General features: G+C 52.9%; 21 protein-coding genes. 6 read left to right on the top strand and 15 right to left on the bottom strand.

Annotated elements, in window-relative coordinates; all coding sequences use genetic code 11:
- Positions 1-40 precede the first annotated feature (40 nt).
- From MPQ_RS00645 to MPQ_RS00575, 15 genes are all read right to left on the bottom strand, one after another.
- The gene (locus MPQ_RS00645; RefSeq protein ID WP_013440948.1) at positions 41-1,234 is read right to left on the bottom strand and encodes an MFS transporter; all 1,194 of its coding nucleotides are present in this window, start codon (positions 1,232-1,234) and stop codon (positions 41-43) included.
- 46 nt (positions 1,235-1,280) lie between these two features.
- Positions 1,281-2,690, bottom strand: a complete 1,410-nt coding sequence (locus MPQ_RS00640) for an aldehyde dehydrogenase family protein (protein ID WP_013440947.1) — start codon at positions 2,688-2,690, stop codon at positions 1,281-1,283.
- A gap of 12 nt (positions 2,691-2,702) precedes the next feature.
- The gene (locus MPQ_RS00635) at positions 2,703-4,298 is read right to left on the bottom strand and encodes a 5-(hydroxymethyl)furfural oxidase (protein WP_013440946.1); all 1,596 of its coding nucleotides are present in this window, start codon (positions 4,296-4,298) and stop codon (positions 2,703-2,705) included.
- A 79-nt stretch (positions 4,299-4,377) separates the two neighbouring features.
- Positions 4,378-6,681, bottom strand: a complete 2,304-nt coding sequence (locus MPQ_RS00630; protein ID WP_013440945.1) for a TonB-dependent receptor — start codon at positions 6,679-6,681, stop codon at positions 4,378-4,380.
- Between the two features lie 174 nt (positions 6,682-6,855).
- Entirely contained in the window at positions 6,856-7,212 is a 357-nt protein-coding gene (locus MPQ_RS00625) for a hypothetical protein (RefSeq protein ID WP_013440944.1), read from the bottom strand.
- Positions 7,213-7,560: 348 nt separating this feature from the next.
- Positions 7,561-8,592, bottom strand: a complete 1,032-nt coding sequence (locus tag MPQ_RS00620; protein WP_013440943.1) for an ABC transporter substrate-binding protein — start codon at positions 8,590-8,592, stop codon at positions 7,561-7,563.
- A gap of 45 nt (positions 8,593-8,637) precedes the next feature.
- The gene (locus tag MPQ_RS00615; RefSeq protein WP_013440942.1) at positions 8,638-9,432 is read right to left on the bottom strand and encodes an ABC transporter permease; all 795 of its coding nucleotides are present in this window, start codon (positions 9,430-9,432) and stop codon (positions 8,638-8,640) included.
- A 13-nt stretch (positions 9,433-9,445) separates the two neighbouring features.
- Positions 9,446-10,252: an ABC transporter permease gene (locus tag MPQ_RS00610; RefSeq protein ID WP_013440941.1), complete on the bottom strand. Its 807-nt coding sequence runs from the start codon at positions 10,250-10,252 to the stop codon at positions 9,446-9,448.
- 13 nt (positions 10,253-10,265) lie between these two features.
- Positions 10,266-10,673, bottom strand: a complete 408-nt coding sequence (locus tag MPQ_RS00605; protein WP_013440940.1) for a biopolymer transporter ExbD — start codon at positions 10,671-10,673, stop codon at positions 10,266-10,268.
- Complete coding sequence (locus MPQ_RS00600) at positions 10,673-11,383, bottom strand: MotA/TolQ/ExbB proton channel family protein (RefSeq protein WP_013440939.1); 711 nt, start codon at positions 11,381-11,383, stop codon at positions 10,673-10,675. Before MPQ_RS00600 ends, MPQ_RS00605 begins: the two co-directional genes overlap by 1 nt.
- Positions 11,384-11,451: 68 nt before the next feature.
- Positions 11,452-12,300 carry an energy transducer TonB gene (locus MPQ_RS00595; RefSeq protein ID WP_013440938.1) on the bottom strand — a complete coding sequence of 283 codons (849 nt, stop codon included), beginning with the start codon at positions 12,298-12,300 and terminating at the stop codon, positions 11,452-11,454.
- Positions 12,301-12,339: 39 nt separating this feature from the next.
- Positions 12,340-13,155, bottom strand: coding sequence for an ABC transporter ATP-binding protein (locus tag MPQ_RS00590; RefSeq protein WP_013440937.1), 816 nt, complete (start codon positions 13,153-13,155; stop codon positions 12,340-12,342).
- Between the two features lie 277 nt (positions 13,156-13,432).
- A complete protein-coding gene (locus MPQ_RS00585; RefSeq protein WP_013440936.1) occupies positions 13,433-14,536 on the bottom strand; it encodes an ABC transporter substrate-binding protein in 1,104 nt (367 codons plus the stop codon).
- Between the two features lie 46 nt (positions 14,537-14,582).
- Positions 14,583-15,674 carry an ABC transporter substrate-binding protein gene (locus MPQ_RS00580; RefSeq protein WP_049821857.1) on the bottom strand — a complete coding sequence of 364 codons (1,092 nt, stop codon included), beginning with the start codon at positions 15,672-15,674 and terminating at the stop codon, positions 14,583-14,585.
- Positions 15,637-16,383 (bottom strand): class II aldolase/adducin family protein, encoded by a 747-nt coding sequence (locus MPQ_RS00575; protein WP_013440934.1) that lies wholly within the window; start codon positions 16,381-16,383, stop codon positions 15,637-15,639. Before MPQ_RS00575 ends, MPQ_RS00580 begins: the two co-directional genes overlap by 38 nt.
- A 355-nt stretch (positions 16,384-16,738) precedes the next feature.
- Between MPQ_RS00575 and MPQ_RS00570 the strand changes: the two genes are divergently transcribed.
- The 6 genes from MPQ_RS00570 to MPQ_RS00545 all read left to right on the top strand — a co-directional run bounded on the left by MPQ_RS00570 (position 16,739) and on the right by MPQ_RS00545 (position 23,947).
- Positions 16,739-17,887: a sigma-54-dependent Fis family transcriptional regulator gene (locus tag MPQ_RS00570; protein WP_013440933.1), complete on the top strand. Its 1,149-nt coding sequence runs from the start codon at positions 16,739-16,741 to the stop codon at positions 17,885-17,887.
- Between the two features lie 567 nt (positions 17,888-18,454).
- Entirely contained in the window at positions 18,455-19,540 is a 1,086-nt protein-coding gene (gene gmd / locus MPQ_RS00565) for a GDP-mannose 4,6-dehydratase (RefSeq protein ID WP_013440932.1), read from the top strand.
- Positions 19,541-19,564: 24 nt separating this feature from the next.
- Positions 19,565-21,061: an oligosaccharide flippase family protein gene (locus tag MPQ_RS00560; RefSeq protein WP_168088807.1), complete on the top strand. Its 1,497-nt coding sequence runs from the start codon at positions 19,565-19,567 to the stop codon at positions 21,059-21,061.
- 1 nt (position 21,062) lies between these two features.
- A complete protein-coding gene (locus MPQ_RS00555; RefSeq protein WP_049821856.1) occupies positions 21,063-21,647 on the top strand; it encodes a DapH/DapD/GlmU-related protein in 585 nt (194 codons plus the stop codon).
- Between the two features lie 45 nt (positions 21,648-21,692).
- A complete protein-coding gene (locus MPQ_RS00550) occupies positions 21,693-22,970 on the top strand; it encodes a glycosyltransferase (RefSeq protein ID WP_013440929.1) in 1,278 nt (425 codons plus the stop codon).
- A 5-nt stretch (positions 22,971-22,975) separates the two neighbouring features.
- On the top strand, positions 22,976-23,947 hold the full coding sequence (locus tag MPQ_RS00545) for a GDP-mannose 4,6-dehydratase (protein WP_013440928.1): 972 nt from the start codon (positions 22,976-22,978) through the stop codon (positions 23,945-23,947).
- The last annotated feature ends 12 nt before the right edge of the window (positions 23,948-23,959 follow it).

Raw genomic sequence — 23,959 nt, 5'->3', positions numbered from 1 at the left:
CCTGCATATGCAGGCTTTTTTATTGGAGCAACACGGTCGTCTATGCCTGCACAGCCTCTTTCTTCATGCGGGATGCGCGCGTAAACGGCAGATCCAGTGGCAACAGGAACAACGGCAGCAGGTGTGCAATCGTCACCGCAATGAAGAACGGGATGAGCGTTGGCAAGGCAAACAAGGGGAACAGCACGACGGGACCCAGGAACATCGAAATGTAGAGGAACTGTTCGGCTACACCCCCGGCGCCCATGACATCGCCACGCTTGGACATCTTGGGAATGCTGGTGAAAATCCAGGCGATCACAAAGCTGCCAAAAAAGCCTTGCAGCACCTTGGCCACAATCGCCACATCGGCACTGATGCCAGGCCAGAACACCACAAACTCCAGGGCCAGACCACTGGTGGCGCTAAACAGCACGACCCAGGGACCGACATTGCGCAGGTTGAGGATAAACCCGGCAAAAATGCCGGCGAGCACGCTGGAGAGAATACCGACGGTGGAAATGACGCCTATGGTGGTCGGCGCCACATGCAAGGTGCTGATAAAGTAGACCGGCACAATCGCCACCAGGCCCAGCGCCAGGGTCAATGGCGCACCCACGGCCGCAGCGAGTCGGAGCAGCGATGGGTCGGAGTAGATGTTGAACACTTTAGCCAGCGGTTTGCGCTCGGATTTATGCACATGACTACCGCCAGGCAGCAACGGCGTCAGCAGTAGCAGGACCAGCAGAATAAGCGCATGGCCGCTGAAGGCCGTTTGCCAGTGTCCGCCCACAAATGGCGATACCGAAAAAATCGCGATCGCGCCACCCAGCGGCGATGCCACAGACCAGAAGGCCAGCGCGCTGGTGCGTTTCTTTCCCTCGGTGGTATGCAGAATGAGGGCCAGGGCAGCCAATACCACCAGGATATAGCCCGCGCCTTCGAGCACGCGCAATGCCAACAAGCTATAGAACGATGTGGCGAGACTGCCGAAATAGCTGAAAGTCGCCGCAATGATCAAACCCGCCACCACGGAGCGTCGCTCCCCGATGTGGGCAATGGCCCAGTTGACCAGGGGCGACGCGACCGCCGCCACCAGCGCCACGGCGGAAACCACCCAGCTGGCGTGTGCAGGGCTGACGCCGAATGTTCTGGCAATGTCGCCCACCAGCACAATGGTTTTGCCGTGGCACGCCGCGATGATCACGGCGAATGCCAGCGTAAGAATAATAGAAGGCCAGGTACCTGAACGCATGATATTTCCTAAGCTAATGAAAGATGAAATGGATTAAGCAGACGGATTAAACCAGCGCCGCATTGACGACTTGCAGCTCGCTGAACTCGTCATAGCCACGCAGCCCGCCCTCGTAGCCAAGGCCACTGGATTTGTAGCCGCCCTTGGGCGCACCGGGATGGATATCGCCATGCTGATTGACCCAGGCAAGCCCGGCCTGGAGCTGACGTACCAGCGCCAGGCCGCGTTCAGGATTGGCGGTCCAGACCGAAGCGCCCAGACCAAACGGACTGTCATTGGCCTGACGCACCGCCTCTTGCTCGTCGCGGAAAGGAATCAGCGGCAATACTGGTCCGAACTGCTCTTCATCCACCAGCGCGACACCTGCGCCTATGCCGGTGACCAGGGTTGGCGGATAGAAATAGCCGGGGCCGGGCAATGCAGCACCGCCTGAATGAATGGTGGCACCATGGCGTCTGGCGTCTTCCACCAGCGATATCACGCGCTCAAACTGGGTTTTGTTGGTAAGCGGCCCGAGCTCGGTACCCGGCAGTTGGCCATCGCCCACGCGGGTTTTTTGCGCGCGTTTCACCAGGGCATCGAGCAAGGGCTGAAAAACTGCCTCGTGCACATAGAGGCGCTTGATGGCAAAGCACACCTGACCGCTATTCCAGAAGGCGCCCCAGAAAATCTTCTCGGCAATGGCATCGACATTGACATCGTCCAGCACGATGGCCGCATCGTTACCGCCCAGTTCCAGCGTCAGGCGTTTTACATCCTGCGCGGCGCTGGCATAGAGTTTTTTGCCGGTTGCCACGCTGCCGGTGAACGTCACCTTCTGCACTAGCGGATGCGATGCCAGGCGGGCCCCCACCTGACCGTCACCAGCTATCACGTTCAGCACGCCGGGCGGAAATACATCTTTCAGAATTTCGCCCAGGTACAAGGTAGAAAGCGGGGTGTATTCCGATGGCTTGGCGACCACGGTATTGCCAGCCTTCAAGGCCGGGGCGATTTTCAGCACCAGCAGGATGATGGGCACATTCCAGGGCGTAATGGCAGCCACTACGCCAAACGGCCTGCGCTCAATGCTGACGCGCTTTTGCTCGTCCTGCTGCAGCACCACATCGGATGGCGCGGCAAACCCGGCATAATGTTCAAAGGTAGCAGCAGCCCCGGCCACCTCGCCCTGGGTAAAGTGCAATGGCCGCCCCTGCTCCTGCGTGATCAGGCGTGCCAGGGCATCGGCATGCTGGCGAATGGCGGCGGCCGCGCCCAGCAATGCCTGCTGGCGCACCTCAGGCTGTGATGCCCAGCGATGAAATGCCTGATGTGCGGCTTCCACTGCCTGGTCGACCTGGGTGGCGCTGGCACGCGGGGCACGCCCGACTTCCAGCTCGGTCGCGGGGTTGATCACCACATCCGATTGGTCACTGGCTTGCAGATGGCCATCAATAAGTAAATGAAATGTCGACATGAAAAGCGCTCCTTAAGCCTGGGTCAAAATCGCATCGGCGATTTTTTCGGCCAGCATGAGTGTAGGAAGATTGGTATTGGCTGTCGGCACGGTCGGCATGATGGAGGCGTCGGCCACGCGCAGGCCGGTCACGCCATACACGCGCCCGGCCTTGTCTACCACGGCCTGAGAATCATCGGCCCGGCCTATGCGCGCGGTACCGCTGGCATGCCATACCCCACCCACATTGGTTCGCAGATAGCGTTCCAGTGCAGCTTCGTCCTGCAGCAGATCGTTTAGCAGCGGGCCGCCGGGTTGCGGCGCGGCAAAGCGTGAAAGCGCGAGAGCCAAGCCATATTTGGCGAGAGATGGCGCCGCAAAATAGTGGGTAATGAGCCGCAAGCCTGCCTTGAGGCGGCCCAGATCGCGCGGGTCAGACAGCAGGTTGAAATCCACGTCCGGATACGAAAACGGGTCGGCGTCTTTCAGCTTCAGCCAGCCGGTAGAGCTGGGCTTGTTGACCCAGAAGACGGCGCTGGCAAGGCCAGAAACGGGATCTGCCCCGATATGCAGAAACAGGTCGGAAGGCGTGGCCGGATCCACCCCGGAGGAGGCGCGTATCCCCAGCTGATGACGTGAACCTGCCTTGCCGGTACTGGCATCGGCCCGCGCCTGCTCGGTCAGGGGCGCCACCACGCCAATGGACGAGTGCTCCCACAGATTGCGCCCCACGCCGGGCCGGTCTGCCAGCACCGGAATCCCCAGAGCATGGAGGTCGGCCGCCGGGCCTATGCCGGTGCGCAACAATATGGCGGGCGACTGCAAGGCCCCTGCTGTCAGAATCACCTCGCGCGCCTGTACTTGCAACGTTTCCCGGCCGCGCAGCACCGAGACACCGGTGATGGCATTGCCGGTGGTCAGCAGCTTGAGTACGCGAGACTCTGTCCATAAGCTCAGGTTGGGGCGCACCCGCACGCTGGCATCCAGATAGCCGCGCGCGGCGGAGAAGCGCTCCTCGCCTTTCAAGGTAAACGCGGGGGGGAAATAGCCATCATCAAAGCGGGCATTTTGATCGTGGATATTGGGCAGGCCTGCCGCTTCCAGCGCCTGGGTGGCGGCCACGGTAAAGTCGCTCCAGTGGCGGCTATCCACCCGGCCAATCGGGATGGGGCCAGCGTTACCATGCAGGGGATCATCCCCGTAATCGGCATCGCGTTCGGTCTTGATGAAATATGGCAACACGCCTTGCCAGTCCCACCCATCGGCGCCCAGCGCCTGCCATTCGTCATAATCCCGGGGCAAGCCGCGGTTGGACACCACCATATTCACACTGGAGCCACCGCCCAGCAGGCGGCCCTGTTCATAAAACTGCGGCTCGCGCGTGATGCCCGGGTGCTCAGCGGCACGATGGATAGTCAGGTTGGGCCAGAAAAACTTGTCGCCAGACAGGCGTGGTAGCCAGGGACGCAAGCCATCATGGATTTCGGGAGGGATGTTGTTTTCGGGGGTATCAATACCCGCTTCAATCAATAAAACCCGGTTTTCGGGTCGGGCCGAAAGCCGGTTGGCAAGCACGCTGCCCGCCGTGCCGCCACCGACGATCACATAGTCAAAAATCGTATCTGTCATGTTACTTTTCCTAGAAATGCTGAGGGAAAACAGGCTTTGCTGCTCAGCCTGTTTTCCTCATGTCAGCAGACGGCTTCGCCTAGAACTCGAGCGTCAGGTTGGCGAAGGCGCTACGTGGCTGCAGCCGGTTGTAAGTCGGCGCAGCGTACAGGGCGCTGGAGGCATCGGCCGTCACCGTGCCGGCGTATGTCCCGGACAGGGCTTCCTTATCAAACAGGTTGTTGATGTTGAAGCTGATCAGGCTCTTCTTGATCAGCTTGCTGCCGATATCGAAGTAATAGCCCAGGTTGAGGTCCACCACGGTATAGCCGCCGATTTTCTGGGTGTTTTCCAGATCGCCGTAGAAGCTGCCGGTGTAACGGGCCAGCAGGTTGCTGTAGAAGCGACCATCGTCATAGCCAATGCCTGCCGACGCCAGATTCTTGGGGGTGTTGAAAAGCTGCTTGCCCTTGGTATCTGCCACCACGCCGTTCTGGGTGTAATCCTCATCCTGCTCGGCCTTCACATAGGTCCAGGCACCGCGGTAATTGAAGTTGTGTGGCAGCTTGCCGTTAGCCGACAACTCCAACCCCTGGGTCGCCACTTTTCCGGCGTTCAGGTAAGAGGTGGTACCCAGCGAGGTAAACGACACCTGGCGATTCTTGAACTGGTCGTAGAACACGGCTGCGCTCAGCAGAAGCTCAGGCGTGGTATAGCGCCAGCCGATTTCCTGATTCAGGGTGGTTTCCGGATTTTGCTGGCCCAGCGACTGGTTGCCATAGATAGAAGCCACGGCAGGCACCCGGATATTGGAGGTCACGTTGTAATACACCTGATTCTGCTGGTCATACTGGTAATCCAGGCTGAAGCTAGGCAAAAAGCGGTAGTAATCAGCGGAATTGGTAAATGCTGCACCGCTCAGTACACCGGCAACGTTCTCGCCTTCCAGCTCGGTGTGTTGCCAGGCCAGCGCCCCCTTCAGATTCCATTGCTGGGCAAAATTCCAGCTGTCCTGCACCCAGACTTTTTGCGTGGTGATCTTGCTGCGCTGATTGGTGAAATAGATGCCATTGCCATTCACATCGCGGATCACATTGCTACCGTCTATGCTGACCGACTTGCCATTGCCGTTAAGGCGTATCGCCGCCATCTGGTTGGTCGCGTGGGTGTAGTCAAACCAGGCGCCCACTTGCAGCACATTGCTTGAGCTGAGGTCAAAGTCGATTTTCTGCGACGAACCTATGCGGTACTGCGTGGGATATACCGCGCCAGCAAAGGGCTTGATATCCAGCAGATCGCCATCGCCGTTCACATCGGCATTCAGCACAGATTCCGGAACTGCCGATGCAAATACCGCCGCAGTACCCTCAGCCACACGCACGAAATAAGGGTCTACTTTCAGGTGTATGGTATCGGTCAGGTTGAATACACCATTCAAGCCATAGGTCTGGATCTTGAAATCGGCACGCTGCAGATTGGCACTGTTGGAATTCGCGCTTGAGATATCGGCTACGCCATTGGTACCGCCAAACGAGGAGTTAATGGCCGAGGAGTAATTCTGGCGATAATCCTGGCTTTGGTATTGGGCCAGGGTCGGGTGCGAGTAGCTATTGGTACGCATCAGGAACACAGAGAAGATGGCGTTGATGCTGTTGTTATTGCCCCACTCGTATTGCAGGTTACCTTCGTAACGGTTGGATTCCACTGCACCAGAGCCCTTGGTCCAGAGATCCCCCGTGGTACGCGACGCCGATACCCAGGCGGAAAGACCATTCTTCTCACCCAGATTGGCGCGCACAAAAGTACGACGCGTGTTGTTGCTGCCAAAGCCCTGCTTCACCAGCAGACCCGCTTCCTTGGTGGGCTTGACGGTCTGGATTTCGACGCTGCCGCCACTGGCGGTCAGGGTAGGCGCATTGATGGAGGCGCCGCCGTAGATCACGCTGATGGATTCGTAGTTTTCCGGATCGCCGAAAAAGTCGTTGTGCGGTGTCAGGTAGAGCGGGTCATTCAATGGAATGCCATTGCGGGTGATGCCGATCTGATCCTGGGAGAAGCCACGAATCGAGATATTGCCTTCGCTGATACCAGTGGCATCGCCACCGCTGAAATGCACGCCCGGGACATATTTCAACGCACCGGTGACGGCCGAGTCCAGGCCGACGAATTTTTCCAGCTGCGCTTTGGTCAGCGTGGCGCGCGACTCAGGCACGGTCTCGCTCTTGGCATCGGCGACGGTTTCCTGCACCTTGCCTTTGACGACAATCGCACCCAGGTCGGCCGACTTCTCGGTGGCGGCCTCGCCCTCCTCTGCGGCGACGGCCGGGCCACTCAGGAACAGCGCGCCATATACCGCCAGCGACAGTGCTTTCATCTTGGGTTTATTGATGGAACTTCGCGACATTACTTTTTTCCCCTTGGTAAATAATCAAAACAACTAAAACAGCCATGCCGCTGCTGCGGCCTTGCATGCCTTAGGGGTTGGCAACATGCGTGCCGGGGAAATGGGTCAAACGGGTTTCCAATTCAAAAATGTTACTCAGCCGTAAAGGCATGACGGGCGGGGAGGCCGATGAATTTACTCCCGGGCGTTGCGTATCAGTCCGTGGCGTTTCAGCAGGTTGTATACCGAGGACAAGGGGACAGCCCGCCCCAGATAGGCATCCAGCCGCCGTTTGATATCCAGCGCCGTCGGCAGGCAATCGGCGCTGCGCTGAATATAGGGCGCAAGAAAAATGGCCTCTTCTTCAGGCGTCATGTTCTGCCTTTTTCGGCCGCCTCGAACCGGAGCGCGCTCTTCGCCATCCTTGAGTGGCATGCGGCGCAACTGCGTAACGCGGCTTAGCGAAACCCCGAGCAGACCCGCGGTCTGCAAGAGGGTCATGCCGTATTTTTCTGGCAGCAATATGGCTTGCGCCTGTTTCAGCTGCTTCATGCATTTGGTGCGGCGAAGAATGCGCTCCGCCTGTCGCCAACGTTCTGTGTTGGATTGAATTCGTCTCACAAATGACATCCCCGACATAAGCTTTGAATTGGAAAGTGGCCGTTGGCCCGCCTACCTGCCTCGCGAAAACTGGTGGTATGGCAACAAGACAAGTTGCGCTAGCAACAGCACGGCAAACAGCTGGCAGGCGCAATCAGGTGAAATAAGGGGACAAGGAGAAGCCGGCGGGAGAATGCCGGCAGCATGTGATCATGCCGCGCCACAGGATGGGCAGCAGCTGGCACGCGCGAACGCGCCATCGGTGTTGGAGCGGCCCACCATAGACCGGCCAGGGCGCTGTCAGGCAATCCTTCGTACATTGTCATGCGCCCGCTCCAGCGGCAGGGGGTCAATCCAGGCAGCGATGTCGATATCCTGTTCGATGAAGTGATGCTCCAGCAGGAACTGCTTGGCGATGGTGAGGCCGTCGATGGCTTGCTGGTTCAGCGTGATCACCAGATTCTGGTGAAAGTCAGGCCCCAGTACTTTATCAAGCCAGGCCTCCGACCAGCCGGTTTCATGGCCGATCAGGCGCAGGCTTTCTTCGCGGTTCTTTTTTGCCCACAGGCCGGCAGTCACGACTTGCCGTAAAAAACGCTCCACCACATCCGGATGCTGGGCAATGGTGTCGGCGTTGACGGTAAGGGGCCGCGGCGCACAGTTGCTGATGCGAATATACGGGTCAGGATGAAAGCCGAGATCGAACACAATATGCGCGCCCAGCAGATGGGTGATTTCAGCGCCGCGCACGTCCTTGACGTAAATCGCATCCACTTCGCCGCGCACCAGGGCATACACCTCATTGACATAGCCGTGTCGCGCATGGCCCCAGCCACCGGGCCGATCAATATCATTCACGGTGATATAAGCCGAATCCGGCAGCTCAACCACTTCAATATCGCGCAGACCGAGACCCGCCTGTTCCAGCGCCACATAAAAAGCCCGTAGCGCGGCCGCGCGGTTGTAGTCGCTGGCGATCTGGTGGATGGGAATACCGACCTTGCGGTCCTTGAGATCATGCGCCGTGCGTATGCCGGAACCGGGCAGCGTGATGATGGCTTGGTATTCGTCAGTCCAGCTGATGCCGATCACGCGCGTATCGCTGCCATTGGCCTTGGCCCAGATGGCAGGCGTATTGCCGCCCTGCCGAAAGAGATTGGGCAACCGGTGGTCAAAGTGCGAGACCAGGTCGGACGGTTTGTCCGACTCGATCAGCGAGCGTAGCGGGATATCCCCGGCAAACTCCCGCTCCAGCAATCCCAGTTGTATCGCCAACCCCAATGGCGTGGGAACAGGAGAGCGGGTGTAGGTAAACTCGGTGGTGTAGGTCATGGTGAATTATTGTTGTTATGAAATGGATGTTGTTATGCAGGCTGTTTACTCGCTGGCGACTTTGCGCCAGCGGAAAAGATAAGCCGTGATGCGATACAGCACAAAGGTCAGCAGATACCCGACGACACCGATCAATATGGTCACCACTACCAGGATATCCATGCGGGAGGCCATTTCGGCATTCATCATCAGATTACCCAGGCCAGCCCCGGCATTGAACAGAATCTCGCTGCCTATGGTAGACAGCCAGGCCATGGCCAGCGCGAATGACACACCGGTAAAGATATTGGGCAAGGCAGCGGGCAACAGGATATGCCGGAACTGCTGGGCACGGCTCAGTTTGAGCACGTTGCCCACTTCGAGAAATTTGCCATCGACCTGACGCAGGCTTTCATAGGTGGCCAACACCAGTGGGAAAAACGCCGACAGGCACACGATAAACAGCTTGGCGGTATCTCCATTGCCCAGCCACAGGCTGAACACCGGCACCAGACCCATGAGTGGCACCTGACGCAGAATATGGTACAGCGGCCCCACCGAAGTATCGATGAATCTGGAACTGGCCATGGAAACGCCCAGCACCAGGCCAAACGAACCACCGATGGCAAGCCCGGTCAGCGCCCGCTGCAAACTGGCCGCCAGATTGACCTGAAGGTCACCACTGGCGATCAGCTCGCGCAGGGCGTCCTGCATTTGCGACAGCGACGAAAAAGCATAGGCAAACGAGGCGCCGCGAGTGGACATATATTGCCAGCCCAGGAGCAGGAGTATTGGCAGGATAAGGCCGACCGCGCGACGGCCCAGGCCTATCCGGGAAAACAAAGAAGAAATTGAACGCATGACTACCTACTCCTCAGGCAACGCGCCAGCGCACCAGATGGGCTTCGCCCCATTTAAAACTGCGATCTATGCAAAAACCGATCACGCCTGTCAGCACGACGCCGACCAGCACAATATCCAGGCGGAACATATCGCGCCCCATCTGCATCATCTGCCCAAGGCCACTATCCGCCACCAGCAGCTCGGCCGCCACCAGCACGGTCCATGAGCGGGCAAACGCAATGCGCAAACCCGTCAGTACCGGCGGGAAAATCGCCGGGATAATGACTTTGCCATAGAGTGTGGTCCAGGGCAGCTTGTATACCCGCGCCACTTCCAGGTAGTTAACAGAGACACCGCGGGTAGCTTCATAGGCCGCCAGTGCCACCGTGAAGAACGAGGCCTTGATGACAATGGCAATCTTGAAGCTTTCATCCACCCCCAGCAGCAGGATGAAAATCGGGATCAGCGCGATGGTGGGAATCTGGCGTATGCCATGAAACAGCGGAGCGCACAGCGCCTCCACGTTTTTGGACAGGGCCATCAGGATGCCAAACAACAGCCCGGCCGATGCCCCCAGGCTGTAACCAAATGCCAGACGCGACAGGCTTTTGCTGAGATGCTCCTGCAACTCACCGGATGCCAGCAGCTCCTGAAAGGTACTGGCGACTTCCAGTGGCGATGCCAGCAGCTGCGGGGAAATGAGCTGCAGGTGACTGACCCAGCCCCATAGCAGCACCAGCAGCACGGGCGATACAAACGCTGCCAGCTTGAGCTTGCGATAATGCACGCGCCCGGCCACACGATTAAGGCCAATGGCGGCCCGAATACCGATACTCATTTGCCTGCGCCCGCTATTCTGCGTTGGTTAATACAGCAAGCCGGGTAATGCCTGCCCGCTCAATCGCGGCCATGACCTTGGCCACCGTGCCGTAATTCACCGACTCGTCCGAGCTCAGGTGCAAGCTCAGGTCTGGGTCGGCAGCGTGCAATGCTTTCAGCTCGCGCTCGACATCAGCCACCGCCAGCTCGCGCTTGTCGATAAACACCTTGCCCTGGGCATCCACACTCAGGCTTACCGCTTTTTTCTGCTCGGCAGGCTGAGTGGGTGCGGTTTTTGGCAGATTGACCGTAATCGCGTTATTCAGCACGGGAATGGTGACGATAAAAGCCACCAGCAACACCAGCATCACATCCACCAGCGGTGTGATGTTGATTTCGCTCAATACCTCATCGGCGTCGTTACTTGTAGAGAATGCCATTATGCGAATGCCTCTTTCTTGATATTGACCACAGACGATGCCACGTCGGGCTTGTTGCTGTTGCGGAACGATACCTTGCGTGACAGGTTGATGAGGTCAGCGGCGAAATCATCCAGATCGCCACTTGCCAGCTTCAGGCGGCGGGTAAAAAAGTTATAGGCCAGCACGGCAGGCACGGCAACCGCAATACCCAGGCCCGTAGCAACCAGTGCTTCACCGATAGGGCCGGCCACCACTTCCAGACTGGCAGTGCCAAGACGACCGATATCGGTCAGCGCGTGCATGATGCCCCACACCGTGCCAAACAGGCCGACAAACGGTGAGGTGCTGCCAATGCTGGCGAGGATGGCCAGACCGCTTTCCAGGCTGCGACGCTCTTTCAGGATCTGCTGGCGCAAGGAACGCTCCAGCAAGTCCTGACGCTCGCCGCTGTGCTCCAGGTCATGCTGCCCTGGGGTATCGGCATCGCGCAGGGCATTGAAACCTGCCTGTGCCACGCGGGCGGCTGGGCCATTGAAGTCGTTGATTTCCGCCGCGGAGAGTAAATCCGGCGCCGCCCAGAATGCCTTCTTGTAACGTTTGTTCTGATAGCCGGCGCGGAAATTCTGCACGCCTTTCACCGCCAGCAGCGTCCAGGTGACAACAGAAAATGCGACCAGTGTCCAAAGCACACTATCGACGATGAGGGAGGTTGATGAACTGATTGCCATAATGATTTCCTTAACTTAACAATATTTAATTTAGCGATATTTAATAAATGCGTAACCTGGCGACCAACTTACTTGGCCAGCCGGAATTCGATAGGCACGGTGGCCCAGCCATCCACCGGGGTGCTGCCGCGCTTGGCGGGGGCAAATACCCAGTTTTTGACGACTTCGAGGGCCGCTTCATCCAGTGTCTTGCGGCCGCTGGATTGCTTCACCTCCACAGCACCCGGCTTGCCGCTTGCCAATACGCGCACACGCAGAATGACCTTGCCCTCCCAGCCTTGACGCTGGGCAAACGCGGGATACTCGGGTGGCGGATTGTGCAGATAACCGGCATAGCCCACGGCCTCGGTCAGTGGTTCTTCCTTGGGCGCAGGTGGTGCAGGCGGTGGCGTAGGTACGGCCTGCACGGGCTCAGGTGTATGCTGCGCCGTGGTGTTTTCCTGCACGGTCATGTCGCTGGGTTTGATATCCGGCTCGGCCGGCGCCGTTTTCAAGGCCTGCACTGGCTTGGCTGGCTGCGGCTTGCGCTCAACCTTGGGTGGTGGTGGAGGTGGCGGCTCGATTTTCTTTTCAGGCTCAATCTTGGGCGCTGGCTTGATAAATTCGACGACCACTTCTTTGGGCGCAGGTGGCTTGGGCGGCACACGTTGGGATTCCAGATAGGCCGAAATACCAACAACATGGGCGATCACCACCAGCGCGACGATGCCGCTGTTGCGTTGTGTCAGCCACTTGCCGGAGCTTTCCAGCTGCTCCAGGGCACGATTGCGGTAGAGCCCGAAACGCTCGCCGCCATCCGAGACGGCACGCGCCACAGCGTCTTTAAGAACCGATAAATTTTCTTCAATGTCCGGCAAGGCGCCGAGCTTTGTGTAACTTGACGGGTAACTCGGCTGAGAATTCGAAAGACTAGACATGACCTTTCTCCTTTCGATAAGTAATGGGTGGATTGCGCATCAAATAAAATCGCTCAATACATCATCGCGTATGCGTTGAAACTCGCTCGCCGAGCGTATGCGCGGACGTGGCAGCTTCACCGGGACAATGCGTTTTATACGGCCAGGGTGTGATGTCATCACCACAATGCGGTCGCCCAGGAACACGGCTTCTTCCACATCATGGGTGACAAGCACCGTGGTTAATCCTTCTTGCTCCCACAGGCGCTGCAATTCGTGTTGCAGCTTCATGCGGGTCAGCACGTCCAGCGCGCCAAATGGCTCATCCAGCAACAAGAGCTGGGGCCGCAACACCAGCGCGCGGGCGATGGCAACACGTTGTGACATGCCGCCTGAAATCTGGTGGGGATAGGCTTTCTCGAAGCCGGTCAGCCCCACGGTGGCAATCTGCGCCTTGACGCGGGCATGGCGCTCTTCCTGCGAAACATTGGTCGCCGAAAACGCCAGCAGAATGTTTTCTTCCACGGTCAGCCAAGGGAACAGGCGATGCTCCTGAAACACAATGCTGCGATCGAGCGACGTACCGGAGATACGCTGGCCCTGATACACGATATTGCCCTGGTACTGCGCATCCAGGCCGGTAATCAGGCGCAGCAGCGTGGATTTGCCGCAACCACTGGCGCCGACGATGGAGACAAACTCGCCAGAACGGATATCCAGCTGGATATCATCCAGCACCTTGAGCGGCTCGCCATGCAGGAGGTAGCTTTTGGATACATGATCCAGCTGTAGCGCATAGGACGCAGGCTGCTGCTCTACCTCATCTTTTGGCTCTTCACTCCGCCTGAAATCGATTACTGCCCTTGTCACTGCCATGCCTGCCAACCTCTTTTTCAATGCCGCATCGTATTGCGACCTAATGTCTGTTTACCCATGACTGTTTATTCCAAAACAGCATGAGCATGAATGTCTATATGACTATGCAAGGCATATGCCAGCCATAGGTATGTATTTTTTATTGTTTATTTTCAGCTATTTACCAAAACCATCCATCCCATAAAAAAATCAACTGTTGCTCAGGCAACAGCAAATACGGTGGCTTTTGTTTCCCCTGCAACAGCCAAGAAAAAAGCCGTCTTGCGACGGCTTGTTGTTAGTTCCTGGCTTGAGCCACATTCACCGGAGGCGGCGCAGAGCGCGCCACCCAATAGTGCTCTATCCCCAGATCCTTGAGTGCCTGATTCACAAATCGCGGGTTCAGCAGTTGCTGGACACTCACCTCATTGCGGATCAAGCCCGAGCTTTTGGCGTAGGCAGCCAGGCGTTGATAATGGGCGGTGAGAACGCCGTCATACACGGGCGACCAGCGGTCTTTCCATGGCACGGCATCACTTTCGTAATCACGGCGAACCACCGACTCCGGCTGCACCTGGCTCAGGTAGTCCTTGATGTATTTATCGCGATTGGCTTCCTGCGATGCCCAATAGCTGGTTTTGACATAAGCATTCACTACCAGCTGGGTAATTTCCGGGTATTTGTTCACAAAGTCGTTTGTCGCCCAGATACCGCCACGCAGCTTTTGATCCGTGAGCGAGGTCTTAGTGGACCAGATAATGCGACCGACACCCTTATCCTGCAGGTTGTAGGCATCATTCAGGCTGAAAAAGCCATCTACCGTACCGCTGGCAAGCGCAGCGGCGCCGACTTGCGGATTGACGTTCACAATCTTGAAATCCTTGAGGGTCAGCCCTTGTGAAGCGGCAAGGCTGGCAAAGGTGGCTTCCCATGGGCGGCCACGATGCAATGCAATGCGTTTGCCCTTGAGATCAAGAATGCTCTTGGCCGTGGAGTTGGCGGGCACCACCAGATAGGAATTGCCATTGCTGCCCCAGGGCGCCACCAGTTGAACAACCGGCTTGGCCGCATTGAGGATAATCGGTGGCAAATCGCCATAGGCAGCAAAATCAATGGTGCCGTTGGCAAAGGCTTCATTGATGATAGGACCGACCCCGGAGTGCGAGGCTGGCACCCACTCCAATTTGATGCCTTTTTTGGCCAGGCTTTGTTCAAGGCCGCCTTCATTGTTGACGGCATCCACGCCCATGTAGGACGTCTTGCCTGCCAGGTTATAAGCCACCACGGCAATACGCACCACCTTCGGTGCTTCTTCTGCCACGGCCTGCTGGGCGACAAATGCCCAGAATGCCGCCACACTTGCTGCCAGTATCGCCAGGCGATACACCACATTCACTTTCATTACCTGCTCCTTAATTCATTCATTTGGGACAATGCGCCCACTACGCTCAGGCTGCTTTTCGCTCAGCTTGCAGCCAGCCGATGGCGGTCTCCAGTGGGCCTCGGTCTATCCAGGCATCGAGATCAAAGTCGCGATCCAGCAGCCCATGGATCAACATGAAGTTCTTTTGCTGCTGGAAGAGATGAACCCGCTGCTCGGACAAATCGGGGGCCAGACTAAGATGGAATTGATCCCCGTAGGCTTGCTGAACGCCGATACCGCCAGAGCGCGTCTCCCCTTCCAGCACCTTGCGCACCCCTTCCAGATTGGTTTTTGCCCACTCGGATGCGCGCAAGGATTGATACAGAAAGCGCGCGACCAGCTCTGGATGCTCCTGCAGCAGTTGCTCATGGACAGTGATCGGGCGCGGCGTGCCGTTATTCACGCGGTACTGCAGGTCCGGGTAGGTATCCAGATTGATACCAACGACCACACCCTGCCGCTGTGCGGCCTCTACTGCAGAGGCTCCTTTCACATACACGGCATCCACCTTGCCCGCCGCCAGTTGCTCGATACCGGCCCACAAGCCGCCCAGATCTTCACGCCCACCTTGTCCGGAGCCCACTTCCACCAGCTGCACATCATCCAGCGTCAGTCCGGCGATTTTCATCGCGCCCTTGTACCCATGCAGGCTCATGCCGCGCGCAATGCTGCTGCCGCGAATGTGGTCGTGCAGGGGATGCTCTATGAAGGCGGGCAATGCCAGACGCAGCCCCTTGAGATGAGCGGGTTCGCTAATCCCTGAGTCGGGCCGTACCAGGATGGTTTGCCATTCATCAATCCAGGTGAGGCCGATCAGCCGTGTAGGCGCCCCCTGTGCCCGCGCTGCGATCGCCAGCAGATTGCCGCCCTCGCGAATCAGCGTGGGCAGCTGGTGATCGTAATGATGACGCGCCAGCTCGCGATGATCCTGCAAGGTGGAAAGGACAATGCCATCCGCGGCAAACTCGGATTCCAGCCAGCCCAGCTTGTGGGCGAGACCGGTGGCAGTGGGCACCGGGCAACGGGTGAGCCAGAGCCGGTCTATGGCTTGTGCAGTGGTTGAGCTCACGGATATCCCCTTAACCTGCTGCCTGAAGACTGGCAGGTGCACTGTCATTGGCAGGCACCAATCCCAGCGCCTTGGCCTGGTCATAAATCTTGGCCATCTTCCACTGCTGGGTCAGCACGCCAGGACCGTAATCACGCGAGCCGCCGAGGGAATCGGCCAGACTTTGAATCAATGCGCCCTCTTCCAGCAGCAGAATGAATTCGGCCAGCTTGCGCAGGCCTTGCTTGCCCCAGACGGTTGAACCGCCATTGGCTTCCAGAATCGCGGTGTTGTGGGGGTTCAGGCGAATCTGATCCAGAATGAAATCGACTTCCTGCTGACGACGGTCGATATAGATCGGGATTTCACGAATCAGGTTAAAACGCTGCACCGGCACGTAACGGATAGGCAAAGGCCGGTGTGCCTGCGCCCATGCGCCCAGATAAGGGGAATGCACGTGGGAAATCGAGGTGACATCCGCATGTTGCTTGAACAGCTTGTTGTAACGGGTATTGCCCAGGCCGCTTTTGCCGATGACGACATTGCCATCAAAATCCACCACCAGCGCTTCCAGCTTTTTGCCCTTGTTGAAAGGCCCGCCGTAATTGACGATCACCAGTTGTTCCTGGCCTGGCACACGCTCGACAAAACCTACCGTGCCATTGGCCGTGATGGTTCCGGTCTCGCGGAACACATCAAATGCCAATTGCGACTCTTCCAGCACGCTTTGTACAAAATCGTCCAGCTCTCTTTTTGCTTCAACAGCGATCACGCTCATTTTTTTGCCCTCTACGTTGGTATATGTATTGCATCCAATGATGCATAAACAAGCAGGGGCAAGAGCTATGCCAAAAAGAACCAGCACAGCATGATTAATTTTAATTGTTTAAATTCATTGACCTATGAAACACACACTGCCTTTACCCAGGTGGACATGATCAAGCAAGTGTTGGCAGGCAAACATCTGTAAACACAAGACTGTTGCCTGACCACCACTTTTTACATGCCTTAATTTGCATGAGCCTGAATAAGATATAACCATATCTTATATTGGTATAATGTGATATTAGTGGAAATGTTAATAACATTTAGCTATATTGCGCACTGCAATTTACCAAAGAGAGCGTCATACAATGCGAACTCAATTATGGGACTATGACCTGGAAGACGACGAGCCCACTCAGCCACCAAAAGGGGCCGAGCACGTCATCACGCACCCAAATCCATCCTCTGTCAGCTTGTCCATCCGGGCCAGCGCCCTGGTATTCAGCGATCCAAAATCGCAACAGCTGCTGAGAATGATAGAGCGCGTAGCCAAGAGCGATGCCACCGCATTGATTATTGGCGAAACCGGCACCGGCAAGGAACTGATTGCGCGCCAGATGCACGCGCTCAGCGAGCGCAAACATGCGCCTTTTCAGGCCGTCAATTGCGGCGCATTCTCTGAAACGCTGGTAGAAAGCGAATTATTCGGTTACGAACGCGGCGCCTTTACCGGTGCATCGCAGTCCAAAATCGGCTGGTTTGAATCTGCCAATGGCGGCACGCTGTTTCTGGATGAAATCGGCGACTTGCCACAATCCACCCAGGTAAAACTGCTGCGCGTATTGCAAGAGCGTGAAGTGGTGCGGGTAGGCGCGCGCAAAGCCATCCCGATTAATGTACGGCTGATTGCCGCCACCAATGTGGATTTGGAAGAGGCCGTGCGTGCCGGCCGCTTCCGCGAAGATCTTTACTATCGCATCAAGGTCGTGCCCATCAACCTGCCGCCATTGCGCGAGCGCCGTGGCGACATCCTGCCACTGGTGGAACACTTCCTCAATGTATACAAGGAAAGACTCCAGACTGCTGCGCCCCAACTGGCCCCGGAAACCATCCGCGTGATGCTCGAATACCCCTGGCCAGGCAATATCCGCGAGCTGGAAAACGTGATTCACCGTGCATTGCTGGTCTCGAACACCAACACCCTGCAACCGCACGACCTCAACCTGCCGCACTCCCTGCTGCAACGCGAGGAACACGCGGCCCGGCCGCATCATCCCGCCAAACCTGCCAAGCCCTCCGCTGGTCAGAGCAGCGAGGTTTCCACCTACCCACTGGAAACGGTGTTTTATGAGTTATTTCAGGAATCACCGGACAAGCTGTTCGACATCGTCAACAACCTGCTGGTGAGCAAAGCCTATGATTTTTGCCATCATAATCAGGTACATACCGCGAGATTGCTTGGTATCAGCCGGAATATTCTGAGGGCGAGACTCAAGGAATTGGGGTTGATTGAGTAGTAATCGACCCCACCACCAAGAAAGATATACTCTCATTCTAAATACACTTTCTCGTTTTCTAGTGAAAACGAGAAAGTGATTCTATTTTTCATAATGTTATCAACAGCACCCTCTTGGTACACGCTAGTAGGATTGCTCCAAGGTCAACGGTAAGTTACATGAAAATTCAAAAAAATGAATTTTTCAGCTAACTAGCGGAAACCCCGAGTAACTCATCTCCTCGGGATACCAATACGTCATGAATACCTCCTGAATCAACGAAAAAATTCTCAAACCTACGTCAATGTGGCAAAATTTGACGCTTCGTCAATCAGCACCCAGCACCTCTCTTTTGCCCCGTATCCACCGCGCTTGCATAAGATTTCACGCACGGTGCGGTCAGCCAACAAAAATTACGCGAGTATGGTGAACAAGGACCCTAGACTTCTCAAAGAAATAACGCAGAGCAATATGAAACTGCACTAAAACGGTTTAACGAAAAATCTTCGCGTGTTTTTTAGTGCTTTTTGAGGTGCGCGTGTAATTGACTATACCGATATAGCTTGACGTTTTTATGGAAAGAAAATAATGAACAGGGTTGCATTAATCACAGGCGTAACCGGGCAAGACGGGGCGTATCTGGCAGAGTTACTGCTCAACAAAGGCTACATCGTGCATGGCATTAAACGTCGTGCTTCGTCATTTAATACAGCTCGCATCGACCACTTGTACAGAGACCCTCATGAAGAGGGCGTCCGCTTCTTTCTTCACCATGGTGACCTGACAGACTCAAGTTGTTTGATCCGTATTATTCAGCAGGTACAACCTGATGAAATTTATAATCTTGCCGCACAGAGCCATGTCGCCGTGTCTTTCGAAGAGCCGGAATACACAGCAAACTCAGATGCTCTAGGCGCTCTAAGAATATTAGAGGCTATACGTATTCTGAAGTTGGAAAATAAAACGCGTTTCTATCAAGCATCCACTTCTGAACTTTATGGGCTAGTACAGGAAACACCCCAAAAAGAGACCACCCCTTTTTACCCACGATCGCCTTATGCAGTTGCCAAGCTATATGCTTATTGGATCACGGTTAACTACCGCGAGGCATATGGCATATTCGCTTGCAATGGCATCCTCTTCAATCATGAGTCGCCTGTACGCGGCGAGAATTTTGTAACTCGCAAGATTACTCGCGCATTATCACGCATCAAACTCGGCCTGCAAAAACAACTGTATCTTGGCAACCTAGATGCCAAACGAGATTGGGGACATGCTCGGGATTATGTAGAAGCGCAGTGGTTAATATTACAACAGGAACTTCCTGAAGACTTTGTAATTGCTACAGGTGTTCAATACAGCGTTCGCGACTTTGTAAACATTGCCGCGACAGAATTAGGAATGCAGCTCCAATGGGAGGGTAACGGCGTTGATGAAAAGGGATATGACATTAATGGCAATTGTATAGTATCTGTTGATCCACGCTATTTTCGTCCAACAGAAGTAGAAACACTACTGGGTGATGCATCAAAGGCTAGAAACAAACTGGGCTGGCAGCCTAAAACTTCATTCCAGGAATTGGTTAAAGAGATGGTCAAAGAAGATCTGGAAACAGCTAAACGTGATGAGCTAGTAAAAAGTCACGGATACCATACCAATATTTTTCACGAGTAAAACTACGTGACCCTAGGAAGGAATTTGATTGCCGGATTGGCCAACTCAAGTTGGTCGGCCCTAATAGCTTTGGCATCAATACCGTTCTATCTCAAATATTTAGGAGTAGAAGCTTACGGAATCATCGGATTTTTTGCGACCATGCAAGCGCTCCTTCAATTGCTTGACATGGGAATGGCGCCAACGATAAACCGTGAAGTCGCTCGCTGCACAGCCGCTGGAAAACTCAAGGAAGCCACCAATCTACTACATTCTCTTGCAATCATTTATTGGTTAATAGCTGGAGCAATAGCATTATCGTTTGTGGCATTTGCTCCATTAATCGCAAAATTTTGGCTGAAATCACAGACTTATTCGGTCGAAACAGTTTCCAATGCGATTATGTATATGGGATTGGTTGCGGCTTGTCGTTGGCCCATAGGGCTATATCAAGGTGCATTAATGGGCTCACAGCGCATCGTCCTCTCAAGCTCAATCAATATGACGATGATAACTATAGGCAATGTTGGTGCTATTGTGGTCATCGCATTTATATCCCCCACCCTCACAGCGTTCTTCACCTGGCAAGCCATCACCAGCATATCTCATGCTTTTATAATACGATATGCCGCATGGAAAATCATAGGATCAACCCAAAGAAAAAAATTTGATTATTCTTCATTAAAAAATATATGGAAATTCACAGCTGGAATGAGTGCAATTTCTTTAATGGGGATGATATATACACAACTCGACAAAATAATATTGAGCAAATTTCTAGATTTAGAACAATTTGCCCACTACATGCTTGCTTCGACTGTAGTTAATGGATTATATCTTCTAATAACCCCTGTCTATAATGCAGCTTATCCACAATTCTCAAGCATGGTAGTTTCCGGAGATCGAGATTTAATATTACAGAAATTCAGGCTATATACTCGAATAGTATTAGTTTTTCTAATCCCCGCAGCCGTGTTACTAATCGCATATCCGGAAAATATTATTGAAATCTGGACTGGAAACTTAAAAATTGCGAATTCCGTAGCCCCAATAATTTCCCTACTTGCAGCAGGAGTAACCTTGAATGGGATAATGATGATTCCACATGCACTACAACTAGCATACGGAATGACTCGCCTTCCCATTATTATTAATGGCGTACTTATGATTTTTATATTGCCACTTATAATATATCTATCCCTGTCTAGAGGTGCTATTGGTGGAGCACTAGCATGGTTAGTAATGAATATATCTTATGTGATTTTCAGCACTTGGCTGACCAATAAAAAGGTTCTGCACGGCAAAGCGGTTGCGTGGGTAACTAAAGACGTAGCTTTACCAATACTCATAGTAGCGTTGATCACAGTTTTAATTAAGATCACAGTAATCAACTTAAACCTTTCGACATATGGAAGTTTAGCAACCGGCATTATTTCTTCAATATGTTTTTTTATAGTAGCGCTCCACCTAACACCTGAGCTTAGCATTCCTATTAAAAAAACCTTTCATCGATATATATTAAATGTGAATGAAGGCAAATGAAATGGATTCTGAAAAACATAGAGAATTTAAGTCAATAGGAATTAGAAAATACATTTTGTGTATTAAGCTGATAACTAAAGCGTTCCTCCTATATATATATAATCACTGGCTTACGTTTTTCCCTATTTATTTTGTGAGAAAGCAATATTTAATACACGCCATAGGAGTAAAGGTAGGAAAAAAAAGCTTCATCCATATGGGATGCTTTTTCTATCCAAATAAAATTGAAATTGGAGACAATTCTGTAATAGGGAGATATTGTCATCTACTTGGCGATATCACTATCAAAAACAATGTTTCCATAACTGCACAGACTTATATTTTTAGCCTAACACATCAGAAAGACTCAAGATCTTTTGAAACTGTTAACTCGCCAGTCTTAATAAATGATTATGTATGGACAGGAGCAAGGGCAATGATATTGCCGGGGGTAACTCTAGGGAGAGGTGCGATCATTGGTGCTTGTTCAGTAGTAACAAAAGACATCCCAGACTGGGATATTGCAGTTGGGTCTCCTGCAAGAACCATAGGGAAAAGAAATAACAATGTCGATTACACTTTAGAATATATTCCTTATTTTGAATAAATTATCTACACATCAATCAATAACTGCGAGATAAAATCTTCAGTCATGAAAAAAAATATTTCAATTCTTGTTTTATTACCTGTTATCCCATTCCCCCCGGATGACGGTGGGAAAATAGCGAGCTATACGTTTATCGAGCAGCTTAGAAATAAATACGACTTTACAGTTCTCATGCCATCAAACAACCGTAATGATGTGCAAAATTTAAGCGCTCTCAAAGAGCATTGGAAAAATGTAAACATCCTTTCTACTGAGGCTCCTCATAGAAATATAACCTGGTTCTTTTCTCGTCTTGTTAAAAAACTATTTTACATATTGAATCGAGTTATATTCAAAAGATCAATTTTTGATGACCCGCATTTACTTTATCCCTTTCTTGATTGCAATCCGGGATACTTTCATGCACTTAAGAAAATTGTAGATGCAAATCATTTTGATTTTGACTTGATACAGGTTGAATATGCTCAGAATCTTTCATTAGTCAACTGCCTGCCATCTACTATAAAAAAAGTTTATGTTGAAGTAGAGTCCCGATATTCTTTACTTGCAGATCATACTTTAATTGGTAACTCAGATAAATCTGACTACTATAACTTTATTATTGAGAATGTTAAAGCGACAGAAATAGCTCTGCTAGCTAAATATGATGCAATAATTAGTTACAGCAATGACGATCAAGAAAGATTAAAAAAATTACTCCCAGAAAAGCCTATATACGTATCACCCCTCAATTTAATAAACGATCCAGTCATGATAGATTATGGCCGTGAAGATTTCTCCGTGGATAAATTGGTCTTTATTGGTCACGAGAGCCACCTGCCTAACAAGGATGCAGTAGAGTGGTTTATTGAAGAAATACTTCCTAAACTTTCGAAATTTGATATAAAGTTTTTTGTATTGGGAAGATGGTCTAAATCTTTTGTTTCAAAATTTAAACATGATAACCGCGTTGTATTTACGGGATATGTAGACGACATAAATAGTTATATAAAAAACAGTATTAATGTCGTCCCCATTCGACTTGGAGGGGGTGGTTTACGATTAAAAGTTCTGCTTTCTATCGGCAATGGCATCCCAGTAGTGACTACAGACAAAGCTGCTTTTGGATTTGGATTTTCTCATGGCGTGAATGGCATGATAGCTAATAATCCTACGGAATTCTCTAATGCTATAGCAAGTTTGCTAGAAGATCCCAAATTAGCTAGTACTCTCTCAAAAAATGCTTACAATTTATATATTGAGAACTTCAGCGTTCAATCAACAACTCATATACGCGATGAAATTTATCAAAACATAGCTCGTAGCCCTTCCGAGGTAGGGTAAGGCATATGAAATCTGCTTTAATTACAGGCGTCACCGGTCAGGATGGAAGTTATTTGGCTGAACTTCTGATAAGCAAGGGATACCGAGTGATTGGTGGCGTCAGAGATATAGCTAAAGCTGAGCGCGCAATTAATGAGACTATTCGCAGAAATGTTGAATTAGTCGAGTGGGATGTTTTTGATCAGGAAAAAATCGCGCATGTCTTGAGGAAGTACAAGCCCAGAGAAATTTACAACCTTACCGCCATGTCTTCTGGCTCCGGGATGTATGACGATCCTGTATTGATTAGTGAGGTAAACGGTATAGCGGTAACGCGACTATTGGAAGCTATCAAACGTGTAGACCCTACCATGCGTCTATGCCAAGCCTCTAGTAGAGAAATTTTTGGCGACCCAATTGAGAGCCCTCAATCTGAGTCAACAGCGACAATACCTCGAAGCCCATATGGTGCAGCGAAACTGTATGCTGACTCGATGATCAAGATTTATCGCAAGCACTATTCTATCTTTGCGTGCTCGGCCATCTTGTTTAACCACGAAAGCCCTAGACGTGGACTAGGATTTGTAACTCGCAAGATTTCGCATGAGGCTGTAAAAATCAAGTTAGGCTTGGCAAAAGAACTACATCTGGGCAACCTGGATGCAAAACGCGACTGGGGTTTTGCCAACGACTTCGTGCGAGGCATGTGGTTAATGCTTCAGCAGGAAACCGCAGATGATTTTGTGCTTGCGACTGGAGAAATCCATACTGTGAGAGAGTTTTGCGAGCTTGCTTTTAGTCATTTGGGGCTGGCTTATCAAGAATATGTTCGTGAAGATATTGCAGCATTTCGTCCGAATGAACAAAGCCCTTTAGTTGGATCAGCAGCAAAAGCGCGCAAAGTCCTTGGCTGGGTGCCAGAAACAGGGTTCAAGGAATTGGTTCACAAAATGGTGGACGCTGACTTGCACCATCTAACGCATTGTATTAACGAATAATTAAGGCTTAGC

The organism is Methylovorus sp. MP688, assembly GCF_000183115.1.
Classification (GTDB): Bacteria; Pseudomonadota; Gammaproteobacteria; order Burkholderiales; family Methylophilaceae; genus Methylovorus; species Methylovorus glucosotrophus.
Note: the sequence above shows the minus strand (reverse complement) of the source record. Positions and strands in the feature narration are given on the sequence as shown.

What these genes read in the sequence shown, in the direction of transcription:
- MPQ_RS00645 (WP_013440948.1), bottom strand. Translation starts at nt 1,234, where the DNA reads ATGCGTTCAGGTACCTGGCCTTCTATTATTCTTACGCTGGCATTCGCC.
- MPQ_RS00640 (WP_013440947.1), bottom strand. Translation starts at nt 2,690, where the DNA reads ATGTCGACATTTCATTTACTTATTGATGGCCATCTGCAAGCCAGTGAC.
- MPQ_RS00635 (WP_013440946.1), bottom strand. Translation starts at nt 4,298, where the DNA reads ATGACAGATACGATTTTTGACTATGTGATCGTCGGTGGCGGCACGGCG.
- MPQ_RS00630 (WP_013440945.1), bottom strand. Translation starts at nt 6,681, where the DNA reads ATGTCGCGAAGTTCCATCAATAAACCCAAGATGAAAGCACTGTCGCTG.
- MPQ_RS00625 (WP_013440944.1), bottom strand. Translation starts at nt 7,212, where the DNA reads ATGAAGCAGCTGAAACAGGCGCAAGCCATATTGCTGCCAGAAAAATAC.
- MPQ_RS00620 (WP_013440943.1), bottom strand. Translation starts at nt 8,592, where the DNA reads ATGACCTACACCACCGAGTTTACCTACACCCGCTCTCCTGTTCCCACG.
- MPQ_RS00615 (WP_013440942.1), bottom strand. Translation starts at nt 9,432, where the DNA reads ATGCGTTCAATTTCTTCTTTGTTTTCCCGGATAGGCCTGGGCCGTCGC.
- MPQ_RS00610 (WP_013440941.1), bottom strand. Translation starts at nt 10,252, where the DNA reads ATGAGTATCGGTATTCGGGCCGCCATTGGCCTTAATCGTGTGGCCGGG.
- MPQ_RS00605 (WP_013440940.1), bottom strand. Translation starts at nt 10,673, where the DNA reads ATGGCATTCTCTACAAGTAACGACGCCGATGAGGTATTGAGCGAAATC.
- MPQ_RS00600 (WP_013440939.1), bottom strand. Translation starts at nt 11,383, where the DNA reads ATGGCAATCAGTTCATCAACCTCCCTCATCGTCGATAGTGTGCTTTGG.
- MPQ_RS00595 (WP_013440938.1), bottom strand. Translation starts at nt 12,300, where the DNA reads ATGTCTAGTCTTTCGAATTCTCAGCCGAGTTACCCGTCAAGTTACACA.
- MPQ_RS00590 (WP_013440937.1), bottom strand. Translation starts at nt 13,155, where the DNA reads ATGGCAGTGACAAGGGCAGTAATCGATTTCAGGCGGAGTGAAGAGCCA.
- MPQ_RS00585 (WP_013440936.1), bottom strand. Translation starts at nt 14,536, where the DNA reads ATGAAAGTGAATGTGGTGTATCGCCTGGCGATACTGGCAGCAAGTGTG.
- MPQ_RS00580 (WP_049821857.1), bottom strand. Translation starts at nt 15,674, where the DNA reads ATGACAGTGCACCTGCCAGTCTTCAGGCAGCAGGTTAAGGGGATATCC.
- MPQ_RS00575 (WP_013440934.1), bottom strand. Translation starts at nt 16,383, where the DNA reads ATGAGCGTGATCGCTGTTGAAGCAAAAAGAGAGCTGGACGATTTTGTA.
- MPQ_RS00570 (WP_013440933.1), top strand. Translation starts at nt 16,739, where the DNA reads ATGCGAACTCAATTATGGGACTATGACCTGGAAGACGACGAGCCCACT.
- gmd (WP_013440932.1), top strand. Translation starts at nt 18,455, where the DNA reads ATGAACAGGGTTGCATTAATCACAGGCGTAACCGGGCAAGACGGGGCG.
- MPQ_RS00555 (WP_049821856.1), top strand. Translation starts at nt 21,063, where the DNA reads ATGGATTCTGAAAAACATAGAGAATTTAAGTCAATAGGAATTAGAAAA.
- MPQ_RS00550 (WP_013440929.1), top strand. Translation starts at nt 21,693, where the DNA reads ATGAAAAAAAATATTTCAATTCTTGTTTTATTACCTGTTATCCCATTC.
- MPQ_RS00545 (WP_013440928.1), top strand. Translation starts at nt 22,976, where the DNA reads ATGAAATCTGCTTTAATTACAGGCGTCACCGGTCAGGATGGAAGTTAT.